24 protein-coding genes are annotated in these 20,808 nt (G+C 70.5%); 5 read left to right on the top strand and 19 right to left on the bottom strand.

The genetic code is table 11. From position 1 onward, the window contains the following. Positions 1 to 111: 111 nt before the first annotated feature. The gene (locus ACFUPX_RS22030) at positions 112 to 519 is read left to right on the top strand and encodes a rodlin (RefSeq protein ID WP_383325011.1); all 408 of its coding nucleotides are present in this window, start codon (positions 112 to 114) and stop codon (positions 517 to 519) included. 22 nt (positions 520 to 541) lie between these two features. Here the strand turns inward: ACFUPX_RS22030 and ACFUPX_RS22025 are convergent, their stop codons facing one another. Beyond that, positions 542 to 1,144 (bottom strand): TetR/AcrR family transcriptional regulator, encoded by a 603-nt coding sequence (locus tag ACFUPX_RS22025; protein WP_383325008.1) that lies wholly within the window; start codon positions 1,142 to 1,144, stop codon positions 542 to 544. 70 nt (positions 1,145 to 1,214) lie between these two features. Between ACFUPX_RS22025 and ACFUPX_RS22020 the strand changes: the two genes are divergently transcribed. Next, positions 1,215 to 2,108 (top strand): NADP-dependent oxidoreductase, encoded by an 894-nt coding sequence (locus tag ACFUPX_RS22020; protein ID WP_383325005.1) that lies wholly within the window; start codon positions 1,215 to 1,217, stop codon positions 2,106 to 2,108. A gap of 64 nt (positions 2,109 to 2,172) precedes the next feature. Here ACFUPX_RS22020 and ACFUPX_RS22015 read toward each other — a convergent pair whose 3' ends face one another. The 8 genes from ACFUPX_RS22015 to ACFUPX_RS21980 form a co-directional block, all read right to left on the bottom strand. Beyond that, positions 2,173 to 2,631 (bottom strand): SRPBCC family protein, encoded by a 459-nt coding sequence (locus tag ACFUPX_RS22015; protein WP_383325002.1) that lies wholly within the window; start codon positions 2,629 to 2,631, stop codon positions 2,173 to 2,175. 48 nt (positions 2,632 to 2,679) lie between these two features. Then, on the bottom strand, positions 2,680 to 3,678 hold the full coding sequence (locus ACFUPX_RS22010) for an ester cyclase (RefSeq protein ID WP_383324998.1): 999 nt from the start codon (positions 3,676 to 3,678) through the stop codon (positions 2,680 to 2,682). Positions 3,679 to 3,753: 75 nt separating this feature from the next. Further along, the gene (locus ACFUPX_RS22005; protein ID WP_383324995.1) at positions 3,754 to 5,100 is read right to left on the bottom strand and encodes an MFS transporter; all 1,347 of its coding nucleotides are present in this window, start codon (positions 5,098 to 5,100) and stop codon (positions 3,754 to 3,756) included. A 79-nt stretch (positions 5,101 to 5,179) separates the two neighbouring features. After that, positions 5,180 to 6,052 carry an HpcH/HpaI aldolase/citrate lyase family protein gene (locus ACFUPX_RS22000; RefSeq protein WP_383324992.1) on the bottom strand — a complete coding sequence of 291 codons (873 nt, stop codon included), beginning with the start codon at positions 6,050 to 6,052 and terminating at the stop codon, positions 5,180 to 5,182. Beyond that, positions 6,049 to 6,822, bottom strand: a complete 774-nt coding sequence (locus ACFUPX_RS21995) for an SDR family NAD(P)-dependent oxidoreductase (RefSeq protein WP_383324989.1) — start codon at positions 6,820 to 6,822, stop codon at positions 6,049 to 6,051. Before ACFUPX_RS21995 ends, ACFUPX_RS22000 begins: the two co-directional genes overlap by 4 nt. After that, a complete protein-coding gene (hisD, locus tag ACFUPX_RS21990) occupies positions 6,819 to 8,156 on the bottom strand; it encodes a histidinol dehydrogenase (RefSeq protein ID WP_383324987.1) in 1,338 nt (445 codons plus the stop codon). Before hisD (ACFUPX_RS21990) ends, ACFUPX_RS21995 begins: the two co-directional genes overlap by 4 nt. A 70-nt stretch (positions 8,157 to 8,226) precedes the next feature. Further along, complete coding sequence (locus ACFUPX_RS21985; protein ID WP_383324984.1) at positions 8,227 to 8,946, bottom strand: alpha/beta fold hydrolase; 720 nt, start codon at positions 8,944 to 8,946, stop codon at positions 8,227 to 8,229. Between the two features lie 5 nt (positions 8,947 to 8,951). Further along, complete coding sequence (locus tag ACFUPX_RS21980; protein ID WP_383324981.1) at positions 8,952 to 10,091, bottom strand: hypothetical protein; 1,140 nt, start codon at positions 10,089 to 10,091, stop codon at positions 8,952 to 8,954. A gap of 132 nt (positions 10,092 to 10,223) precedes the next feature. Between ACFUPX_RS21980 and ACFUPX_RS21975 the strand changes: the two genes are divergently transcribed. After that, the gene (locus tag ACFUPX_RS21975) at positions 10,224 to 11,222 is read left to right on the top strand and encodes a LacI family DNA-binding transcriptional regulator (protein WP_383324978.1); all 999 of its coding nucleotides are present in this window, start codon (positions 10,224 to 10,226) and stop codon (positions 11,220 to 11,222) included. Positions 11,223 to 11,240: 18 nt separating this feature from the next. On the opposite strand, the gene ACFUPX_RS21970 is transcribed toward ACFUPX_RS21975, so the two are convergent. The 5 genes from ACFUPX_RS21970 to ACFUPX_RS21950 form a co-directional block, all read right to left on the bottom strand. Further along, positions 11,241 to 12,659, bottom strand: a complete 1,419-nt coding sequence (locus tag ACFUPX_RS21970; protein ID WP_383324975.1) for an amino acid permease — start codon at positions 12,657 to 12,659, stop codon at positions 11,241 to 11,243. Between the two features lie 185 nt (positions 12,660 to 12,844). Next, on the bottom strand, positions 12,845 to 14,206 hold the full coding sequence (hisD, locus tag ACFUPX_RS21965; RefSeq protein ID WP_383324972.1) for a histidinol dehydrogenase: 1,362 nt from the start codon (positions 14,204 to 14,206) through the stop codon (positions 12,845 to 12,847). A 77-nt stretch (positions 14,207 to 14,283) separates the two neighbouring features. Further along, complete coding sequence (locus tag ACFUPX_RS21960; protein WP_383324970.1) at positions 14,284 to 15,195, bottom strand: LysR family transcriptional regulator; 912 nt, start codon at positions 15,193 to 15,195, stop codon at positions 14,284 to 14,286. A 119-nt stretch (positions 15,196 to 15,314) separates the two neighbouring features. Further along, a complete protein-coding gene (locus ACFUPX_RS21955; RefSeq protein WP_383324967.1) occupies positions 15,315 to 15,743 on the bottom strand; it encodes a DUF6234 family protein in 429 nt (142 codons plus the stop codon). Between the two features lie 48 nt (positions 15,744 to 15,791). Beyond that, on the bottom strand, positions 15,792 to 16,628 hold the full coding sequence (locus ACFUPX_RS21950) for a class I SAM-dependent methyltransferase (protein WP_383324964.1): 837 nt from the start codon (positions 16,626 to 16,628) through the stop codon (positions 15,792 to 15,794). A 116-nt stretch (positions 16,629 to 16,744) separates the two neighbouring features. Here ACFUPX_RS21950 and ACFUPX_RS21945 point away from each other — a divergent pair, with 116 nt between their 5' ends. Next, positions 16,745 to 17,530: an SDR family NAD(P)-dependent oxidoreductase gene (locus ACFUPX_RS21945; RefSeq protein WP_383324961.1), complete on the top strand. Its 786-nt coding sequence runs from the start codon at positions 16,745 to 16,747 to the stop codon at positions 17,528 to 17,530. Positions 17,531 to 17,560: 30 nt separating this feature from the next. Here ACFUPX_RS21945 and ACFUPX_RS21940 read toward each other — a convergent pair whose 3' ends face one another. The 5 genes from ACFUPX_RS21940 to ACFUPX_RS21920 all read right to left on the bottom strand — a co-directional run bounded on the left by ACFUPX_RS21940 (position 17,561) and on the right by ACFUPX_RS21920 (position 20,262). Beyond that, complete coding sequence (locus ACFUPX_RS21940; RefSeq protein WP_383324958.1) at positions 17,561 to 18,250, bottom strand: DUF899 domain-containing protein; 690 nt, start codon at positions 18,248 to 18,250, stop codon at positions 17,561 to 17,563. Positions 18,251 to 18,464: 214 nt separating this feature from the next. Then, complete coding sequence (locus ACFUPX_RS21935; RefSeq protein ID WP_383325210.1) at positions 18,465 to 18,695, bottom strand: chaplin; 231 nt, start codon at positions 18,693 to 18,695, stop codon at positions 18,465 to 18,467. Between the two features lie 205 nt (positions 18,696 to 18,900). Next, positions 18,901 to 19,500, bottom strand: coding sequence for an HAAS signaling domain-containing protein (locus ACFUPX_RS21930; RefSeq protein WP_383324955.1), 600 nt, complete (start codon positions 19,498 to 19,500; stop codon positions 18,901 to 18,903). After that, positions 19,497 to 19,871 carry a PadR family transcriptional regulator gene (locus tag ACFUPX_RS21925; protein WP_383324952.1) on the bottom strand — a complete coding sequence of 125 codons (375 nt, stop codon included), beginning with the start codon at positions 19,869 to 19,871 and terminating at the stop codon, positions 19,497 to 19,499. The genes ACFUPX_RS21930 and ACFUPX_RS21925 overlap by 4 nt, the downstream gene beginning before the upstream one ends. Positions 19,872 to 19,944: 73 nt before the next feature. Beyond that, positions 19,945 to 20,262: a hypothetical protein gene (locus ACFUPX_RS21920; RefSeq protein WP_383324949.1), complete on the bottom strand. Its 318-nt coding sequence runs from the start codon at positions 20,260 to 20,262 to the stop codon at positions 19,945 to 19,947. 169 nt (positions 20,263 to 20,431) lie between these two features. Here ACFUPX_RS21920 and ACFUPX_RS21915 point away from each other — a divergent pair, with 169 nt between their 5' ends. Further along, a complete protein-coding gene (locus ACFUPX_RS21915; RefSeq protein WP_383324946.1) occupies positions 20,432 to 20,764 on the top strand; it encodes a BatC protein in 333 nt (110 codons plus the stop codon). Positions 20,765 to 20,808 lie beyond the last annotated feature (44 nt).

Below are 20,808 nucleotides of genomic sequence, written 5' to 3'. Positions count from 1 at the left end.
CGTCAGCCCCGGTACGCCGACACTCCGCTAACGGGCGAAAATACCCATGACTTGGGGCATTGACGGATCTACTGGCCTTTCTGGCAACTGACGTTCCGTCTTGGAGTGACCATGCGTACCCGTAACCTCCCCCTCGCCCTGAGCCTCGCAGCCGCCGCCCTGGCCGGCAGCGCCGGCAGTGCGGCCGCCATCGGCGACGACACCGGCACCACCTCGCTCAGCGGCAACGGCGCCGAGACGGCGTTCGGCAACAGCGCCACCGACGGGGACATGAGTCTGCAGGGCAGCCTGGTCGAGGGCTCGCTGAACAAGCTCTGTGCCGGTGTGCCGGTCAAGGCGAACGTGGGCTCCCTGGTCGGCATCCTCGTGCCGGTCGCGGTCCAGGACATCCCGGTCCTCTCGGCGCCGCAGAACCAGCAGTGTGCCGACAACTCCACGCAGGCCAAGCAGGACGAGCCGCTGTCGCACGTCCTCAGCGACATCCCGGCGCTGTCGGGCAACGGCAAGGGCAACGGCTGAGCCGCACGCTCTGGCTCCGGCGTCAGCTCGGTTCCCCGCGTACGGGGGGAACCGAGCTGGTGACCTCCCAGGCCGCCTCGATCATCCGGAAGATCTCGTCCACGGCGGCATCCGGATCGGCCGCCTCGCGGGCCACCGAGTAGGCGTCGATCACGAACCTCGCGATCGCCCGGCAGGCCGTATCGGTCCGTGGCAGACCGGCGTCGGCGGCGATGGCCGTCGCCAGCAGCTCCGCGTGTCGCAGCCGCATCGACTCCTCGTACTTCCGCAGGGCGGGCGATTCCTCGACCATGCGCCAGACCGGGGCGGCGCCGTCCGCCGTGCAGTGGCGCACCAGGGCCTGGATCTCGTGCCGCAGTGCGGGAACGAGCGGCTCGTGCGGAGCCCGGCCGGTGACCGCCTGTGTGAGGCGTTGCTCGAAGTCCTCGTCCTGCTCGAACACCAGGGCCTCTTTCGAGGCGAAGTGGGAGAAGAGCGTGGTGACGGCCACGTCGGCCTCGGCTGCCACGTCGCGGATCCCCACCGCGTCGTACCCGCGCTCCAGGAACAGCCGCAGGGCGGTGTCGGCGATCTTCTGGCGGGTCGCGGCCTTCTTGCGCTCGCGGCGGCCGGTCGGCACGGTCATGGCCGGATGCTATCAGGTACAAAACCGTAACCGTTTTTAAACACTAACCGTTAGTGTTATGTTCGGCGGCATGAAGAGAGTGAGCTTCGCCGAGTTCGGCGGTCCCGATGTCCTGCACCTCACGGATGCCGAGGAGCCCCACGCGGGCCCCGGCCAGATACGCGTCGCCGTACGGGCGGCGGGCGTGAACCCCGTCGACTGGAGGGTCCGCGAGGGCCAGGTCCTGGGTGCCCATCCGGTCGAGTTGCCCGCCGGAGTCGGGCTGGACGCCGCCGGGGTGGTGGACGAGGTCGGCGAGGGCGTCGAAGACGTCGAGGCCGGCGACCACGTGTTCGGCGAAGGGTCGAGCACCTATGCCGAGTTCGCCGTGCTGTCGGCCTGGGCCCCTATACCCGAGGACCTGACGTTCGAAGAGGCGGCCGGATACCCCTCGGTGGTGGAGACCGCGCTGCGCGTCATCCGCGAGGTAGGCGTGCAGCCCGGACAGACGCTGCTGGTCAGCGGCGCGTCCGGGGGAGTGGGGTCGGCGGTGCTGCAGATCGCCCGCGACCGCGGCATCGCCGTGATCGGCACGGCGGGGGCCGCGAACCAGGATTACCTGCGTGGCTTGGGCGCCCTCGCCACGACGTACGGCGAGGGCTGGGTCGAACGAGTGCGGCAGCTCGGGCAGATGGACGCCGCCCTCGATCTGGCCGGCTCGGGCGTCATTCGCGAGCTCGTCGAGCTGACCGGGGACCCGCAGAAGGTCATCTCCATCGCCGATCTCGCGGCACCGGAGCTCGGCGTTCGGTTCTCCGGCGTGGCGGGGAGCGTGCCGCAAGCGCTCGCCGAGGCCGCCGACCTCATCTCGCGGGGAAAGCTCCACATCCCGGTCGAGAAGTCGTACACGCTCGCCGAGGCCGCGGAGGCACACATCGACAGCCAGGCCGGTCATACGCGCGGGCGCCGGGTCGTGATCGTCTGAGACGCGACCTGAGCGGGCTCACGGCACCGGCCGGCTGAATCCCGGGCGGCGGCGGGGCGTGGTGCTAGGCCGACGCCTCCGCTTGCTGCCGCACGTGCACATTGCGCGCGTCGATGAGCTCGTGCATGTACCGGCCGAGCGCCACCGCCTCCACAGCCGTACCCAACAGGCCGAAAGGCGCCGCGAACTCGACCACGTCACGCATGACCGTGCCCCCGCGCCCGTCCGGTGCGAAGTGGTGCGTGTGGTGCCACCGCTCGAACGGCCCGGATACCTGCTCGTCGACGAAGGTGCCGGGCCGCTCGTACGCACTGATGCGTGAAGTCATCCGCCACCGCACGCCGAAGTGCCGGGCTTCCCACGTCACGGTGTCACCGAGCGCCATACGTCCCGCGCGTACGCCACCGACGATCCGCTCCCCGGACTCGGCCATGGACGCGGTGTGCAGATCCACGTCCAACGACAGGTCGAATACGGTCGCCGGGGGCGCGGCGATGTGCGTGACGGTCTCGAAACACCTCATACCGGGATGCTCGCACGCCCCGACGACCAGATGATCACCGGGCGCCGGTCAGTAGATGTTGGCCTCCACCGACGGCCCGTCACCTCGCGTGCCGTTGATCTGGGCCCGCAGCGAGATCTCGTCGTAGACACGGAACTCCCTTACGATCCGGCCCTCCTGGATCAGGAACTGGGAGACACCGAGCACGGTCACCGGCCGGTCGGTCAGCGGGCCGAAGTCCGGCGTGCCCCGGTAGGTGCCGTGCATGGTCCAGGTGACGGCCACCCGGAGGCCGGCGTAGCGCGGCGAGTGGTTGGTCTGTACGTCCCGCACCTCGAAACGGGCGTCGGGGAACGCGGCCACCATGGCCATCAGATCGCTCTGGTAGCGCTCCGGGCGGATGACGGTCCGGTCGCCGATCGTGTGCAGGAAGAGGTCACGCGCCATGAAGTCGTTGACCTTCTGCAGCCGTCGCTGCGTCCAGACCTCGTCGATGAACTCGAGGACCATCTCGCACTCGGGCCGGAACTCGTCGGGCCGCGGCCCGCTGACCCCGGACAGGAGCACGTCCTTCGGCGGCTCCTCGGTCATCGACCCGCTGTACCCCTGGAACCGCAGGGCGCGGGCCGCTTCGTCCGGGGCCACGCCACGCTGGAGACAGGTGGCGAGCTCATCGCGGACCACCCACTCCTCGACCATGCGGCCGCGGCGGTAGAGGCAGTTGGCGACCGTGCGCTTGCGGATGCGGATGTTGCGTCCGTCGACCAGATGCTCGTCGGCGGAGAAGACGAGGTGCGAGCTGAGGAAGGCGTCGTTCCCGCGCGCCTCCCAGACCACGTCCTCGGCCTGGCCGATGTGACCGGGCGTACTGCCCATGCGCATCGTCGTGCCCTCGATCACGCCGTCGCGGCCCACCACGGTGCCGAGGCTGGTGTGGACGATCGAGTCCGGCTCGTAGTTGTCGACGATGTAGGAGATGTCCCGGCCGACCCAGATGCGGTCGGTGACCTCACGGATGAAGTCGTCGGGGTCCTTGTAGGGGAGGTAGGCGACGGGGTCGAGCGACATGATGGGTGCCTTTCTTGCTCTGCGCGTGTGTCGCAGGTGGGTGTATGCGTATGTAGAAGAGGGCGGCGCCACCGCTCACGCGGCGAACTTGTCCGCCCCCAGGTGGCTCCGGTACGTCTCCGTCATGAACGTGGTCACGACCACGAGAGCCATGACGGCGGCAGCCGCGAGGTAGACCCACACGGCATAGATCGAGTCGAAGCTGTTCACGAGCAGGGCGGCGACGAACGGCGTGATCCCCATGAAGATGGAGAACGAGCTGTTGTACGCGATGGCGCTCGCGCTGAACCGGGTGCGCGTGGCGAAGAGTTCGGCCGTGCAGACCGTGACGATGCCGGTCAGGAAGAACTCGGGGACGATGTAGATGAGCTGACTCGCGATGGCCGCCCCGAATGTGCCGCCCTCGCCGACCCGGAAGGCCAGCGGGACCAGGACGACGCAGGCGACGGCGCCGGTGATCAGCATCGGTTTGCGGCCGATCCGGTCCGAGATGATGCCGGCCAGGGGCAGCAGGGGGATGAGTACGGCGATGGATATGGCGTTGGACGTCAGAGCCATCCAGCGCGGCAGGCCAAGTGTGCCGGTCAGGTACTCGGGATAGAACGTGACCCAGCTGTAGGACAGGATCGCGAGCATCACCGAGACGCCGCAGAACACGAGCATCGGCCGCCACTGCGTGCGCAGCGCCTCCCTGATCGGGGCCTTGACGACGTCGGCGCCGCCCTCCGTGGCACGGACGAACTCCGGCGACTCCTCGATGCGCCCCCGCAGCCAGATCCCGACCGCGCTCAGCGGCAGCGCGAGCAGGAACGGGATGCGCCAGCCCCACGAGTCCAGGGCGGGCCCCTGGAACGCCCAACTGGTGAGCGCGGCGGTGCCGGCCCCGGCGAGGATGCCGGCGAAACAGCTGTTGGAGGCGTACGAGGCGTAGTAGCCGCGCCGGTTCGGCTCCGCCCACTCCACGATGAACGCCACCGCCCCGACGTACTCGCCGCCCGACACCATGCCCTGGACGACGCGCAGGAGCAGGAGGAGCAGGGGCGCGAAGATCCCGATCTGCTGATACGTCGGCAGGGCGCCGATCAGGGCGGTGGCCACACCCATGAGCACGATGGTCCACAGCAGCGTCTTCTTGCGGCCCACGCGGTCGCCCCAGCGGCCGACGAGCGTCCCGCCCAAGGGGCGGAACAGACAGGCGATGGCGATGATCGCGTACGTGCTCAGCACGGCCACGGCCTGGTTGCTCTGCGGGAAGAAGGCGGGGGCCAGGACCGGCGCCATGTAGCCGTAGAGGCCGTAGTCGAATTGTTCGACGAAGTTTCCGATGCTTCCCGCGCCGATGGCGCGGCGTATCGCACTCCGCTTCTCCGCGTCGACCCCTTGGGTGCCGACTGCGGTGGTGGGCGGCGCTACAGCGGACATGGCTTCTCCGTTCGCGCGATGTCGTGGGTATGCATACGTATGAACTTCCGCCGAACACTAAGGAGCGCGACGGGGGCCGTCAAGAGGTGGAAGGGAGGCTTCCGACGGCAGGTGTGGCGGTGGACGGGACGGGCCCGGTGGGGTGTGCGGCGATGGGCGCGCGGGGGCCCGCGAGGGACCGGAAGGTGTCCATCAGGACCTGGGCCATGTTGTAGAGCACCAGTTGGGCACCCGCCTGTTCGGCGGCCCTGGCGAGTTCGGTGTCCGGCACGATCGCCATCACCGACCGGCCCGCCGCACGAGACGCCTGGTGAGCGGTCGTGACCAGCGCGTCGACCACGTCCTGCCCGGGGAAGGAACAGTCCGCCGCCAGGTCGGCAGGGCCCACGAGCACCGCGTCCACGCCCTCGGTCGCGGCGATCTCAGCAGCGGCGCCGCAGGCCCGTTCCGTCTCGATCATCACCACCACCAGGGCGTCCTGGGACGCGGCCACATGCTCGGCCGCAGGGACGGTGCCGAAACGGCCCGCTCTGCTGTAGGTCGCGAACCCCCTTCTCCCCAGCGGCGGATAGTGGACCGAGGCCACCGCCCGCCGTGCGTCCTGCGCGTCGTCGACATGCGGATGGATGATCCCCGCGGCCCCCAGGTCCAGGCAGCGCAGGGCAAGGGCGGGCTCGGCCGTGCCCACGCGCACGAGGACATCGATGCCCTGCGCCGCCGCGGCCGTCAGATGGTGCTGGAGCAGGGCCGTGTCGGCCGGGCCGTGCTCGCAGTCGATGACCAGGTAGTCCAGGCCCGCGACCCCCGCCATCTCCACCAGGGTCTCCGAGGGCAGCCGCAGCAGGGCGCCGTACAGCCGCTCACCCGCCGCCAGCCGCTCCTTGAGGGAGCGGCGCCCCGGTCCTCCGGGCGTCACCGCCGCTCCGGGCGGCACCGCTTCTGCCGCCGTCACCGCGCGACCATCCCTGCCGAGAGGTCGATGTCGGCGCCGCACAGCCCCGGCATCCGCAGCATCGCGCTGACCGCCGCGCCCACCTCGTCCTCGGTGACCATCCGGCCGAGGGCCGACCGCGACACGAACGCCTCCTCGGCCTGCGCGTAGCTGCCGCCGGTGCGTTCCGCCTCCAGACGGAAGTTGCGTTCCATCCGGGGCCCCGAAACTGGCCCAGGGGAAAGGGAGTTGACCGTGACCCCCGAGGGTCCGACCTCGCCCGCCAAAGTGGTGGTCAGGCCGATGACCGCCATCTTGGACGCGCAGTAGGGCGTGCGCCGCAGCAAGGGGCGCTTGCCCGACACCGAGGCGATGTTGATGACATCGCCCGCGCCCCGCGCCGTCATGGCGGGGAGGAAGGCCCGGCACATCAGGAACACCCCGCGCACGTTCACGTCGAACACCTCGTCCCAGTCCTGCGGCGAGATCTCGGTCAGGGGTGCCACAGGGCCCGCGATCCCGGCGTTGTTGACGAGTACGGAGATCTCCTCGCCCGCGAGACTCTCCGCGAGGGCCTCGACGTCCCCGGGCCCGGACACATCACAGACCCGGTGGACGACGCCAGGGCCCAGCCGCGCGGCGGTCTCCTTCAGGGCCTGCTCATTGCGACCGGTGATCACCACCCGCGCCCCGTCCGCCAGCAGGGCGCGGGCGATGGCGGCGCCGAGTCCGCTGCCGCCCCCGCTGACCAGCGCCGTGCGCCCGGCCAGTGCCGCAGTGCCGGCACTCATGCGCCCGCCTCGGAGCTCTCGGCGTTCACGGCGCTCTCGTCGTTCCAGGGCAGCGTGCCGCCGCCGTACTTGGCCGCGCGGACGTCACCGGAGCGGGCGTGACCCTCGAACAGCTCGACGCGCGCCGCGCGCCCGCACACCTCACCCAGCAGCGCCGACGACGAGGTGTCCGTGACCTCTTGGTAGGTCACCGTCTTGAGGTACTTCCCCACCCACAGACCGCCGGTGTAGCGCGCGGCCCCCCGCGTCGGCAGTACGTGGTTGGTGCCGATGACCTTGTCGCCGTACGAGACACAGGTGCCTTCCCCGAGGAAGAGCGCTCCGTAGTCACGCATCTTGTCCAGCGCCTGGCGCGGGTTCTCCGTCAGGACCTCGACGTGCTCGCTGGCGTAGGAGTCCGCGATCTCGAAGGCCTCGTCCAGGGAGCCCGCCACGACGATCTCGCCGTGGTCGCGCCAGGCAGGTCCGGCGAAGTCCTTGGTCGGCATCCCGGGCAGCAGACGCTCGATGTGGCGCTCGACCGCGCGGCCCAACTCCTCGGACGTGGTGACGAGTACGGCGGGGGAGTCCGGGCCGTGCTCGGCCTGTGAGAGGAGGTCGACGGCCACCACGAACGGGTCGGCGTTCTCGTCGGCGATCACCAGGATCTCTGTCGGACCCGCGAACAGGTCGATGCCGACCTCGCCGAACAACTGGCGCTTGGCCTCGGCGACGTACGCGTTGCCGGGGCCCGCGATCAGCGGCACCCGCCCGACCGTCTCGGTGCCGATGGCCAGGGCGGCCACGGCCTGGACACCGCCGAGGAGGTAGATCTCGTCGGCCCCCGCCAGATGCATGGCCGCGACCGTCGCGGCGGGTATCTCGCCCCGGATCGGCGGGGTGCAGGCGGCGACCCGCTCCACCCCGGCCACCTTCGCGGTCACGATCGTCATGTGCGCCGACGCGGTCAGCGGGTAACGCCCTCCCGGTACGTAGGCCCCGGCGCCGGCCACCGGGACGTGCCGATGCCCCAGGCGCACCCCGGGCAGGGTCTCGATCTCCACGTCGTGCAGCGAATCGCGCTGCGCCTGCGCGAACGTACGCACCTGCCGCTGGACGAACTCGATGTCCTCCAGGACCGTCTCCGGCACATCGGCGACGATCTTCCTTATCTCGTCCGGGGACAGACGGAAGGACTCCGGGCTCCAGTTGTCGAACTTCTCGGAGTACTGGCGGACCGCTTCGTCACCCCGGTCGCGGATGTCGTCGAGGATGGCGCGGACGCGGTCGGCGACATCCGCGCGGGCGGCGCTCACCGTGCCCGCGGGTACAGGGGACTTGAGGAAACGAGGCATGACGGCTCTCTCTTCGGGATTCTTGGGGAGGGGGTTGTTGCGGTGTTCTGAGGCGGGCGAGGGCTGTGGGTCAGGCGGCGGGGAATGCGGCGGGCACCCGGGCGAGCAGGTCCCGCAGCGCGTCGGAGACGGCGGAGGGCCGCTGCCAGGGGAGGAGGTGCCCTGCCCCCGCCACCTCGCGCAGTTCGGCGTCCGGCAGGGCTCCCGCGACGGCCCGGTGGAAGTCCGGCGGGCACAGCGCGTCCTGGGTCCCCGACAGGACCACGGCCGGGCACCGGGCGCCGCGCAGCGCGGCGAGCGCGTCCCGGCGGGTGGCCTGGGCGGCCAGTTGGGCCCGCGCGGCATCGGGGCCGACGGCGTACGCCATGCTCCGGTAGCGCTCGGCCGACGTGCTCGGCGGCCGGGGGGTGGGGAACATGCCGGGCAGTGTCTGTTCGACGACGTCCGCGAACCGGCCCTCGGCGATCAGAGCGTCCATCGCACGCCAGGCCGTGTACTGCTCGGGGCGAGGCGCTCCCGCGTTCGTCGACATCACGCAGAGTCCGGCGATCCGCTGCGGAGAGCGCCGCAGCGCCTCGAACGCGACGATGGCACCGAGGCTCAGCCCGACCACGACGAACGGGCCGGACACCGAGGCCAGCAGGTCATCGGCCAGGGCCCCGATGTCCGGCTTCCGCAGGTCGAGGTGACGGAGCGTGTGGCCCTCGGGGAAGTCCACCTCCGACCACAGACCGGGGTCGCACAGCATGCCGGGAACCACCACGAGCGGCAGTGGGCCGGTGCGGGTCACCTGGCTCACCAGCGGCGGGCGGATCGGGGCAGCAGCGCGTACGGCGCCACGTAGCCGTTGTGGTCGATGCCCAGGCCCGCGTCGGCGGCGCACTTGGAGACCTCCTCGTCCCAGTCCAGGCGGACGCGGCCGTCACCCGAGTTGACGACCATGAGGTCGCCGCGCTCGTCGCCGACGTTGCGCAGGGTGCGCCAGGCGTCCTGGGGCACGGAGAGCATGTCCCGCGGGCCCAGGCGCACCGAGACGGGGTCGGTGCGGTTGAGGGTGATCTCCCACAGCCCGTCCTTGACGATCAGCGTCTGCGTCTCGTGCTGCCGGTGGAGGGAGACGCCCTGGCCCGGCTCGGCGCGCAGCCAGGCGACGTTGTGCCCGTGCGGGTTGAAGATCCGGGGCTCCTGGTGCAGGTCCTCGGTCATGCCGTACCCGATGACGCAGCTCAGCCGCACGCCACCGCCGGGCAGGGTGCTGTCGAGGAAGGGCCGCTCGGACCAGACCAGTTCGTCGGCGGCCGCGACACGGCGCTTCATCTCGTCGACGCCGTAGTGGCGCAGGCGGTCGATGTACTCCTGGGCCATCGGCTCGGTCAGCTCGGTGCCGGGCGCGATCGCGTCACCGGCGACCGTGTCGATCAGCTTGTTGTCGGCGGTCAGGTACAGGCCGTGGCCCTCGGCCTCGCGCAGGACCGAGGGGCCCCAGATGATGCCGCCGGTGTGGTCCATGCCGAGCACGGTGAACATCCAGCCCTCGTCGGGACCGGTGTTGGTGAAGCCGCGGAAGATCCAGGTGGGGACGGAGGCGATGTCCCCGGCCTTGAGGAGGAGTTCCCCCTGGCTGCCGTCGGCGCCCCAGCGCAGCAGGTACTCGCCCTCGGTGCAGACGAACACCTCGGCCGTGTAGTGGAGGTGGAGGTTGTTGGTGACGCCGTGGGGCATGGCGGCCGCACCGATGTTGTAGCCGTGCGGCAGCCGGAGGTTGACGTGCTGACCGGCGGCCTGCGAGACGCCGGGCCCGATCATCGCGTAGTTCTCCTTGCGGTCCGAGCCCGGTGTGCGGCAGTCGATGAAGGCCTGGTTGCAGGAGACGAAGTCGCTGCGGCGAACCGTGCGGCGCCCCAGTTCGGTGGTGGACACGACGACATCGTTCATGGCTGCTCCTTCACGTGGAATACGTATGCATTCCATGACAGGTTCTGGGCCGTCCAATGTCAAGAGGTTCGGCATACGTATACTGAGAAGTCGGTCGCCGGGGTGGCGGGCCGGGTGACGAGGAGAGGGCCGATGGCGATCACGAGTCACGATGTGGCGAGGCTGGCCGGCGTCTCGCAGCCGACGGTCTCCCGCGCCCTGCGGGACGACAGCCGGGTGTCCGCGGCGACCCGCGAGAAGGTCCGGCAGGCGGCGCAGGCGCTGAACTACGTGCCCAGCGAGGCGGGCCGGACGCTTTCCACCCGGTCGACCCGGCGTATCGGGGTGATCGTGACCGACCTGACGAACCCCTTCTACCCGCATGTCGTCGCGCCCCTGCACGACGAGCTCCAGCTCCTTGGCTACCGCATGATGCTCATCACCGAACGCTCCGACGAGGCGGTGGCCGAGGAGAACCTCCTGGACCAGTCCCTGGACGGCGTGGTGCTCGCGACGGCGACCACCGACTCCCGCCTCCCGGCGCAGCTCGACCGGCGCGGCATGCCCTACGTCTTCCTCAACCGCGACACGGGCGGCCAGGGCGACTATGCCTCCGTCGTCGACAACGAGGGCGGTGGACGTCTGGTCGCCCACGAGCTCGCCGAGCTGGGCCACCGGCGGATCGCCGGCATCTTCGGCGCGGCCAACACGACGACCGGACGCGAGCGCGAGCTGGGGTTCCGCCTCGCCCTGGCCGACGCGGGCATCGGACTGCCCGAGGACCGCGTGGTGCGCGGCGCCTTCGAGTACGACACCGGGTACGAGGCGCTGCCCCACCTGCTCGCCGCGGCCCAGAGTCCCACGGCGGTCTTCTGCGGCAACGACGTGGTCGCCATCGGCGTCCTGAACGCGGCACTCGCGGCCGGGCTCCGCGTCCCCGACGACCTCACCGTGATCGGCTTCGACGACCTCCCCATGGCGGCCTGGGAAGTCTTCCGGCTGACCACGGTCCGGCACGACCTGCGGGAACTGTCGCGTCAGGCGGCGCGGTTGCTGGTGCGGCGCATCGACGGCGACGCCGATCCCAAGGGTGAGCGCCTGGTCCTGCCGACGGAGTTCGTGCCCCGGGCCACGCATGCCAGGATCCCCTGACCGCTCACCCCTGGCGTCTCACCGCTGACCCGCCATGGCGTCCGTCCCGGCAGAGGGCTCGGCGCCGGGCCGGTCGCCGTGGCGCCGCTGTCGCAGAACGCCCACGGTGACCAGGACGGCGGCCAGGGCGAGGGAGAGCCAGAGTTCGAGGCGGTGGCCGGGCAGTACCGCCATGAGGACGAGCACCCCGGCGATGAAGGCGATCGTGGCGAGGGTCAGATAGGGGAACGCCCACATGCGCACTTCGCCCGGCTGGGGATCCTTGCGCCGGGTGGCGTACTGGGTGATGGCGATGACCATGTACATCATCAGGGCGATCGCACCGCTGGAGGCGATGAGGTACGTGAACACGCTCGGCAGAAGGTAGTTGGCGATCACCGCGGCGACGCCGATGACGGTCGAGGCCACGACCGCGTTGCGGGGCACACCGGCCGCCGATGTGGTGGCCAGGGCCGCCGGGGCGTCCTGGCGGCGGGCGAGGGAGAACGCCATACGCGAGGCGGTGTAGATGGCCGAGTTGAGGCAACTGCTCACGGCCACGACGAGCACCACGTCCATGATGAGCCCGGCGCCCGGGATGTTCATCCGGTCGAGGACCGCCTGGTAGGAGCCGTCGGCCAGCGCGTCGGAGTTCCACGGCACCAGGCTGACCACGACGAAGATCGAGCCGACGTAGAAGAGCCCCAGGCGCCACACGACGGCACGTACGGCCTTCTTGATGTTCTTCTTCGGTTCCTCGGACTCGGCGGCGGCGATCGTGACGATCTCACTGCCCTGGAAGCTGAACATCGCCGTGAGCAGACCGGCGAGCACCGCCACTCCGCCCTTGGGGGCGAACCCTCCCTCGCTCCACAGGTGGGAGACGCCGTGGGCGTCCGAGCCGGGCAGGACACCGAAGATCGCGAGCGCGCCGAGCACGAGGAAGGCGACGATCGCCACGACCTTCAGGAGGGCGAACCAGTACTCGAACTCGCCGTAGTTGCGCACGGCGAGGAGGTTGCTTCCCGCGAGCAGGGCGATCATGGCGAGCGCGGGAATCCAGCTCGGCACGGACGTGAGCCCCGCGATGACCTCGCCCGCGGCGATGGCCTCGATGGGAATGACGAGAATGTAGAACCACCAGTACAGCCAGCCGATGGAGAACCCGGCCCAGCGGCCGAGGGCACGGTCCGCGTAGGTGGAGAACGACCCGGTGTCGGGATGGGCGACGGCCATCTCCCCGAGCATCTGCATGACCAGCACCACCAGCACGGCGGCCAGCAAGAAGGAGATCAGTACGGCAGGACCGGCGGCCGCGACGGCGGTCGACGAGCCGACGAACAGCCCGGCCCCGATCACGCCGCCGATGGAGATCATGGTGATCTGGCGGCCCTTGAGGCCCTGTTGGAGTGCGGGGCCCGGGTGCGAGGGGGCCGCGTCTGGCGAGGGGTGGTGCATGGGGAGATCCTCGGGGGAGTGGGGGCGCGGGTGCCCCTGGTACAGGACGGTACTCACTCGTCCCGGGCGGCCGACACCGGCGGCGGCCCGGGGCCCGGCCGCGCCAGGAGTGTGGGTGCTCCTGGCGCGAGCGGGCCCCCTCGCCTCCGGCCCGGAGTGGCGCGGAGGCGAGGCGGAGGCTTGGATCAGAGCTGCTCGCGCAGCGCTTCGGGGACGGCGTCGAACGCTCCGGAGGTGCGGCCGATCCGGTCGATGCGGATCGTGGCCGTCGCGCCGTGGGCGGCGAGGCCCTCGAACGCGGAGATCCGTTCGACGGCGGGCGCCAGGGAAGCGGTGCCCTCCTTGACGGCCCGCTGGTACGTGAGGGGCTTGAGGAAGCGGGAGACGGAGAGCCCCGCGTTGTAGCGGGCCGTCTTGCCGGTCGGCAGCACGTGGTTCGTGCCGGCGATGCCCTTGTCGGAGTAGGCGACGGTGGACCAGGGCCCCAGGAAGACCGAGCCGTAGTTGGTGAGGTTGTGGAGGTAGAAGTCGTCGTCCTGCGTCTGGATCTCCAGGTGCTCGGGGCCGAGGATGTCCGACACGGCGACGGCCTGGTCCCGGTCGCGCACGACGATGACGGAGCCGAAGTCCCGCCAGGCGGGTCCGGCGATGTCACGGGTGGCGAGCGTCTCCAGCTGGCGGTCCATCTCGGCGACGACCGCCCGGCCCAGCTTCTCCGACGTGGTGATCAGCGCGGCCGGGGAGTTGGGTCCGTGCTCGGCCTGGCCGAGCAGGTCCGCGGCGACCCAGACCGGGTCGGCGGTGTCGTCCGCGATGACGGCCACCTCGGACGGTCCTGCGAGGAGGTCGATCCCGACCTGCCCGAAGAGCTGCCGCTTGGCCTCCGTGACGAAGGCGTTCCCCGCACCGACGAGCATGTCGACGGGGGCCTCGCCCAGGAGACCGAACGCCATCGCGCCGAGGGCCTGGACGCCGCCGACCGCGAAGACCCGGTCGGCCCGGGACAGGTAGGCGCCGTAGAGCACGGCCGGGTGGGCGCCGTGCTCGCCCGAGGGCGGAGTGCACGCCACCACCGTGGGAACACCTGCCGTCTTGGCGACGCCCACGGTCATGAAGGCGCTGGCAAGGAGCGGGAACCGGCCTGCCGGGAGGTAGGCGCCGACCCGCGACACCGGGACGTAGCGCTGTCCGCCCGCCACACCGGGGGCGAGCTCGATCTCGAAGTCGGTCAGGTGCTCGCGCTGGGCGGAGGCGAAGCGGTGCGTGCGCTCGTACCCCATCTCAAGGGCGGTACGGACGTCGGCGGGCAGGGCGTCGCCCGACTTCTTGAGCTCGGTGGCCCCGATCTCGAGATCGCCGGACCAGCCGTCGAGCTCCTGTCCATAGGCGCGGACGGCGTCCATGCCCTTGCTCTCGATCTCCTTCAGCATCTGGGAGACGCGCTCGACCACCTTGGGGTCGCGCTGGGCGGGGGGACCGTCGACCTCCGGCTTCTTGAGCCACTGGAAGGGAGCGAGGGTCTTCTGTTCGTCGTGCGTGATCTGCATACCCGGGACGGTAGACGCGGCTGTTCCACAGGACTAGAGGGGCGATTCCTGCGCTTCCCACAGGGTTTTCCTGTGGTTCAGGTCAGCAATCCGCTCCCGATCTCACGGATGGTGTCCTCGGCGAGGCGGGCGAGTTCCCGGGTGGCGCGGGACAGGGGGTGGCCGCGCCGCCTGACGAGCGCGATGGTGTCGTAGAGGGGCTCGGCGAAGGGCGCGGTATGCAGCCCGGCGGGGAAGGAAGGGCTGGCGATCACCGCCCGGCTCGCGATCGTGTCGCCGACCCCGGCCGCCGTCAGCTTCAGTGCCGCTTCCACGTGCTCCAGCTCGATCAGCGGATCGATACGGGCTCCGGCGAGCTGGGCACGCTCGGCGAGCTGGCGCCGGGTCGGATCCTTCCACCCGTAGTGCGCGTCGTAGAGCACCAGCGGCGCGCTGGAGAACGCCTCGATGCTCACGGGGGCGCTGGTGCGTTCGGCGCTCGCGCTGACGTAGAACACCTCGTCCCGCATGAGGGGAGTGATGGCGAGCCCCTCGTCGTCGATGGGCAGGATGACCAGGCCCGCCTCGATCTGGCCCGCCGCGACGGCCGAGGCGGTCTCGGCGGAGTTCTGGCCCACGAGCCGTACGCGGACGGCCGGGTAGCGGGCGTGGAACATCTGCACCAGGTTGGCGAGCAGGTAGTAGTCGGCGTTGCGCAGCACCCCGAAGGTGGCGGTGCCGCCGCCCAGCGACCCAAGAGAGTGGACCGCGCGGGTCCCGCTGTCGGCCGCCGCCAGCGCTTCCTGGGCGTACGGCAGCAGTTCGCGCCCTGCCGAGGTCAGGGTCAGCGTGCGGCTGCCGCGCAGGAACAGCTCTGCCTCCAGCTCCGCCTCCAGCCGCCGGACCAGCTCGGACGCCGATGCCTGGGCGATGTCCATGGCCTGCGCGGCGGCGGTGAACGAGCCGAGCCGTTCGGCCTCGACGAAGGCCCGCAGCTGATTGAGCGTCATGCCGCGCCCCCCTTCCGGACGTCGGATGCGCGGGGGTGGCCGCCGAGGCGGCGGGACCGTGGAGGGGCGGGGCGGGACGTGCTTGTGTGCATGGTCGAACCATAGGAAATGGCGACGGTTCAGTCACACCTGTTGCTTCCGCTGTAGCAGGGTGAGTATCCGGCGCTCGGAGTGGGTGCGGGGCCCGGGTGCGTACGGTCGTACTCGTGCTGCGAGAACACGAACAGCACCGTGAGCGTTCCGACGGCCAGGAGCTGCAACATCATCGTCCATGGCGCGCGGACCAGCAGCGCGAGCCCGGCCAGAACGAGCGCGCCGATGAGCAGGTACTGCGTCCATGCGATGCCTGCCCGTTGCGCGGCATCGATCCTCGCCTGGTCCGTCTGCGCGACCCACACCTCCATGCCGTGGCCGAAGCTCCCCGCCACGTACACGACTACCTCAACCACCAACAGCAGAAGGCCGGTACCGACGTCCGTGCGGAGAGGTGTCCTGTTCGACCAGGGCCAGCTGCGTCGAGGCCGAGGTTCCGGGAGAGCACAAGTCATGGCCGCATTTTGCCGGGCCGACCCCGGGGCGCGCATGAGTATGCGCACTCACCCGGCGTCGCTCCATGGGGCGGCGTGTGTCCCGGTGTGGATTCGCCTTCCCCGGATCGCCCAGGCGCGGGCGCTGAGCACGATCGACCCGTCGGGCCGCACCGGCACGCCCTCGCGAAGTGTGTCGCGCAACCGGTCCCGGGCGGACGGGGCGAGGGCGGCGACGTAGCCGGGTGCGGGGCCCTGCCCGGCCAGGAACGGCTCCCACAGATCAGGGAACCCGGCGAATACGGTTTCCACCTCCATGGGTTCGACGTCCACGTCGGCGAGTCCCGCCCCGCTCCACAGCGACCGGAGGCGATCCGGGCCGCACATCGGGAAGCGCCGCCCCTCGTCGAGATCGACGGCCGAGGGGTCCACCGCGATCGCGGCATCCCAGAAGTGGCGCAGGAACGCCATGCCTTCGGCGTAGTCCCACACGTACGCGGCGACCAGCCCGCCGGGCCGCACGGTCCGGGCAGCTTCGGCCACCGCCGCACCCGGCGAGGGAAGGAAGTTGAGCACCAGGCCGCTGACGGCCACGTCGAACCGGGCGTCGCGCACCGGCAGCGAAAGCCCGTCGCCGACGACACAGCACGCGGGCGCCGGAGCAGTGGCACGGGCCGAGTCCACGAACCCGGCGGACCGGTCAAGACCCACCACCAGCCGGGGCCGGCACTGCGAGGCCACCGCCGAGGTCAGCGCCCCCGTGCCGCAGCCCACATCCAGCCACCGCAACCCGTCCCCACAGTCCAGCCACGCCACGAACTCATCGGCGACCAGACGGCTCCACCGGCCCATGTACCGCTCGTAGGCGTTCCCGGCCGCCCACACGTCGAAGCTCTGCTCCTTCATGACACCACCATCCCCGACCAGCACCGTACGCCGCTCGCCCTAGGTGCGACGGGTGTCACGTGTGCCCCGGGCCGACAATGGGTGGCGGGCGCGCCATGTGCCTGAGGTTGTTGACGGTGACGAACGGACAGGAGCGGAACATGCCCATGGACGGCCGGTGTGCGGTGGTGTCCGGAGCAGGCAGCGGACTGGGACGTGCCATCGCGCGGCGCCTGGCGGCCGAGGGAGCCCATGTGGTGGTGGCCGGTGACAAGGAGACGCCGCTGGCGGAGACCGCCCGGCTCATCACGGACGAGGGCGGGGAGGCGTTCGTGGTGCGTTGCGACGTCACCCGCGAGGACGAGGTGGTCGCCTTGATGCGACGGGCCGTGGAGCGGTTCGGTCATCTCGACGTGCTCGTCAACAACGCGGGGGTGGAGTTCGCCAAGCGCGTGGAGGACACCACGGTCGAGGAGTGGGACTGGCTGATGGACGTGAACCTCAAGGGGGTGTTCCTCTGCGCCAAGCATGCGCTGCCCGCCCTGCGCAGCGCCGGGGGAGGCGTCATCGTCAACGTCGCGTCCGAGCTGGCGCTGGTCGGTTCGGAAGCAGTGGCCGCCTACTCCGCCTCCAAGGCAGGTGTCCTGCAACTGACGCGCGCGCTCGCCGTCGATCACGCCGGTGACGGCATTCGGGTCAACACCCTCAGCCCCGGCGTGATCCTGACCGATCTCCTGCAGACGGCCCTCGACTCGACGGGGGATCCGGACAAGCGTCGTAAGGAGTTCGAGGAACGCACCCTCCTGGGGCGCCTGGGCACCCCCGAAGAGGCCGCCGAGGCAGCGCTGTTCCTGGCCTCGGACCAGTCCTCGTACATGACCGGTGCGAACCTCGTCCTCGACGGCGGCTGGACCGCCCACTAGCGGGGCCCACCGTCCGCCTACGAGGGGCTTTTATGACGGCTCGGCGCCGTAGCGTGCGGCGATGTCCTCGGACCCGGACCACCGGCTGTAGGTGGGTGACTGCGGCCAGCCCTTGGGCGAGTCCTGCCACTCCTCCTGCCGCCCGTACGGCAACAGGTCGATCAGCGCGAACGTGTGACTGAGCTGCTCGGTGCCTCGGCCGCTGGTGTGCCAGGTGCGATGGACGGTGTCGCCGTCGCGCAGGAAGACGTTGACCGCGAATCCACCGCCGGGCGGTGCGCCCACATCGGTGCCGAACGGGCTGTTCGCGGTGGAGTACCAGGTCATCTTGTTCCCGACCCGCCGTTTGTACGCGAGGGCCTCGTCGATCGGGCCCTGGGTGACGACGACGAACCTGGCGTCGTAGCCCGCCAGGAACTCCAGCCGGGTGAACTGCGAGGTGAACCCCGTGCAGCCGGGGCACTGCCACTTCTTGCCGGGGAACCACATGTGGTTGTAGACGATCAGCTGGGACCTGCCGTCGAAGATGTCGGCCAGCCGGGCCGGTCCTTCCTCGCCCTGGAGCGTGTAGTCGGGCATCTCGACCATGGGCATCCGGCGGCGCTGGGCGGCGATCGCGTCGAGTTCCCTGGTCGCGGCTTTCTCCCGTAGGCGCAGGTCGTCGAGTTGGCGCTGCCAGGTGTCGGCATCGACGACGGGCGGTAGGGCTTCTGTGCTCATGGGGGCCTCCGGCTCACGGGTTTGTGGGTGTAGACCGTGTCCCTCCGCCAAACTCATCGCCCTGTGGCCACCGTCGGCGCCCGTAGGAGGAATGCGCTGCCCCACCAGGCTCACGGACAGCAAAAAAAGCGGGTGTGTCGCCGAAGGGAACATCGGCGGCACACCCGCTCAAACCGTGTCGAGCCGACAGGCTCCTACGGTGCGATAAGCCTGGTCAGCTGTTGACGCAGGTGTTGCCGAAGGCCGGGTTGAGCAGGCCGATGACGTTGACGGTGTTGCCGCACAGGTTGACCGGGATGTGGACCGGGACCTGAGCCTGGTTGCCCGAGAGCACGCCCGGCGAACCCACGGCAGCACCCTGGGCGCCGGCGTCGGCGGACGCGAGACCAGCAGCGCCCATCACGAGACCGCCGGTGGCCAGGGCAACGCTCATCGTCTTCTTCATGGCAGACATTCTTCTTCTCCTTGATTTTCAATCAGCCGGAAGGCGCCAAGCCAGCCTCAACACGAGGTCGCGCGGCCGGAGCACCCCGCTCTCTGGCGCCTGAGCTGGTAAACGCCCTTCCTGGCCCCAAGACACGCTGATTCCCCCGAATGCCGATTCCGGGGCGAAATCGGTGACGCGAAGACGTCGACTGCGTCGGCCGCGCTCAGGCGCGGCGGACCCGCCAGAGCCATGCTGCCGTGCCGGCCAGCAGGACGAACATCGCCAGGTTGGCCAGGAGGGCCGCACCATCCGACGGAGCGGTGCTGGATGAGATCCAGATGCTGATGGCCACGGTCGGCAGGACGGCGGCGATCAGCACGCCAGTGGTCTTCTGGACAGTTGTCCAGTGCACCGAGGTGCAGAGCAGTACCGCACCGACGACGCGGAACACCGTGCTGCAGAACTGCGCGGCGGGGACGTCGGGGAGGAACGCCGCGACGAGGAACGGGACGGTGAGCATCAGGAGCGGGGCCAGGGGATGCACCTTGCCGCGCCCGGCGGGCGCACCGTCGGCGCCGCCTCGGGCCGGGGCCCCCGCAACCCCGCTCCCCGACTCGGCCAGCGCCGTCGCCGCGATCGCGCGCGGGTCCCCGAGCTCCGCCAGGACCGAGCCGATCGCGGCATCGGGGCGTTCCGCGCGCGTCACCTCGATGTGCTCGGCGAGGTCGGCGAGGAGCTCCTGGCGACGGTCGGCGGGGAGCGCGGACGCCTCGCGCTCGACGGCCGAGAGGTAGTCGCGTATGGGGTCGGCAGAGGTCTTCATGCGGAATCTCCGGGGGAGGGGGGCGGGGTGGTCAGGAAGGCGTCGACGGCGTTGCGGAAGCCGGGCCAGACGCGGGTGAACTCGTCGAGCGCGGCCCGGCCGCTGTCGGTGAGCGCGTAGTAGCGACGGGGTGGGCCGGAGGCGGACTCCTGCCAGGTGGTGGTGACCAGGTCGTCGCGGCGGAGCCGGGAGAGCAGCGGGTAGACCGTTCCCTGGCTGGTGGCGAGGGCGCCGGAGTCCTCCAGGGCGTGCAGGAGTTCCACGCCGTAGCGGGGACGGTCCCGCATGAGGGCGAGTACGCAGTACTCCAGGACGCCCTTGCGCAGCTGGGCGGCTGCCCTGGCCTGCTTGGTCGAATCACCTGGTTCCATGCGATGCAAGATACCTGGTGGCGCAAGGGCGCGGGGAGGGGGGTCGGCTATCGCCGGTGTTTCGGTTCCGTCGTCAGGCGGAGTCCTCCGCATCCAGCCTGCGCAGGCACTCGTCCCAGCGCTCGCGCCGTTCGGCCGGGGTCTGTTCCCACCAGGCCGTGCCGCGTTCCCCTAGTCCGGTCTTCGCGAGCTGCACCCGCGCTCGGGCCGCCTTTCGCGCGTCCTCGTCGTCGCCCGCGGCGGCGACACCCCGGCGGGCCGACATGAGGTGGTGAGTCAGGCGCTTCTCCACCTTTGCGGGTACGAGGGGGTCGGTGGCCCGCCAGCGTCGGCCCTTGATGATGAGGAAATGGCCGTCCTCGGTGTACTTCTTGTCATCCTTTGTCGCCACGGGACCATCATGACCCGCTGTCGGTGAAGACGATCGGGCCCGCCGACCGGGCGCACCGCCATTGCTTCAGGTTGCCGACCAGAAACGCGTGAGCGAGCTTGGTGAAAGCAAGCAAAGAGGGCTCTGCAGGCTGTGCCCCATCCCAGCGGTTCGATTCTCAGGAGGAACGATGACCAACCCCGAGCAGGATCCGAACCAGCACGAGGGACCCGCGGACGGTGGCGCGGCGGGTACGCCGGGCGTCCATGACGGTGGTGCGGACGGCGGCGCCGAGGGTCCCGCGGACGGTGGTGCGGCAGGTACGCCGGGTGTGCACGACGGTGGTGCGGACGGCGGCGCCGAGGGCCCTGCGGACGGTGGTGCGGCAGGTACGCCGGGCGTCCATGACGGTGGTGCGGACGGCGGAGCCGAGGGTCCCGCGGACGGCGGCGCGGCAGGCACACCCGGAGTCCACGACGGAGGTGCCGACGGCGGAGCCGGCGAGTCCGACAGCGGCTCTTGAGCATCCCCCCGACCGATCTCCAGGACGCCGACGCCACAGCAGGC

The organism is Streptomyces sp. NPDC057302 (assembly GCF_042667685.1).
In the GTDB taxonomy this organism is placed as follows: domain Bacteria; phylum Actinomycetota; class Actinomycetes; order Streptomycetales; family Streptomycetaceae; genus Streptomyces.
The sequence above is the reverse complement of the archived record's forward strand: the minus strand, read 5'-3'. Positions and strand labels throughout refer to the sequence as shown.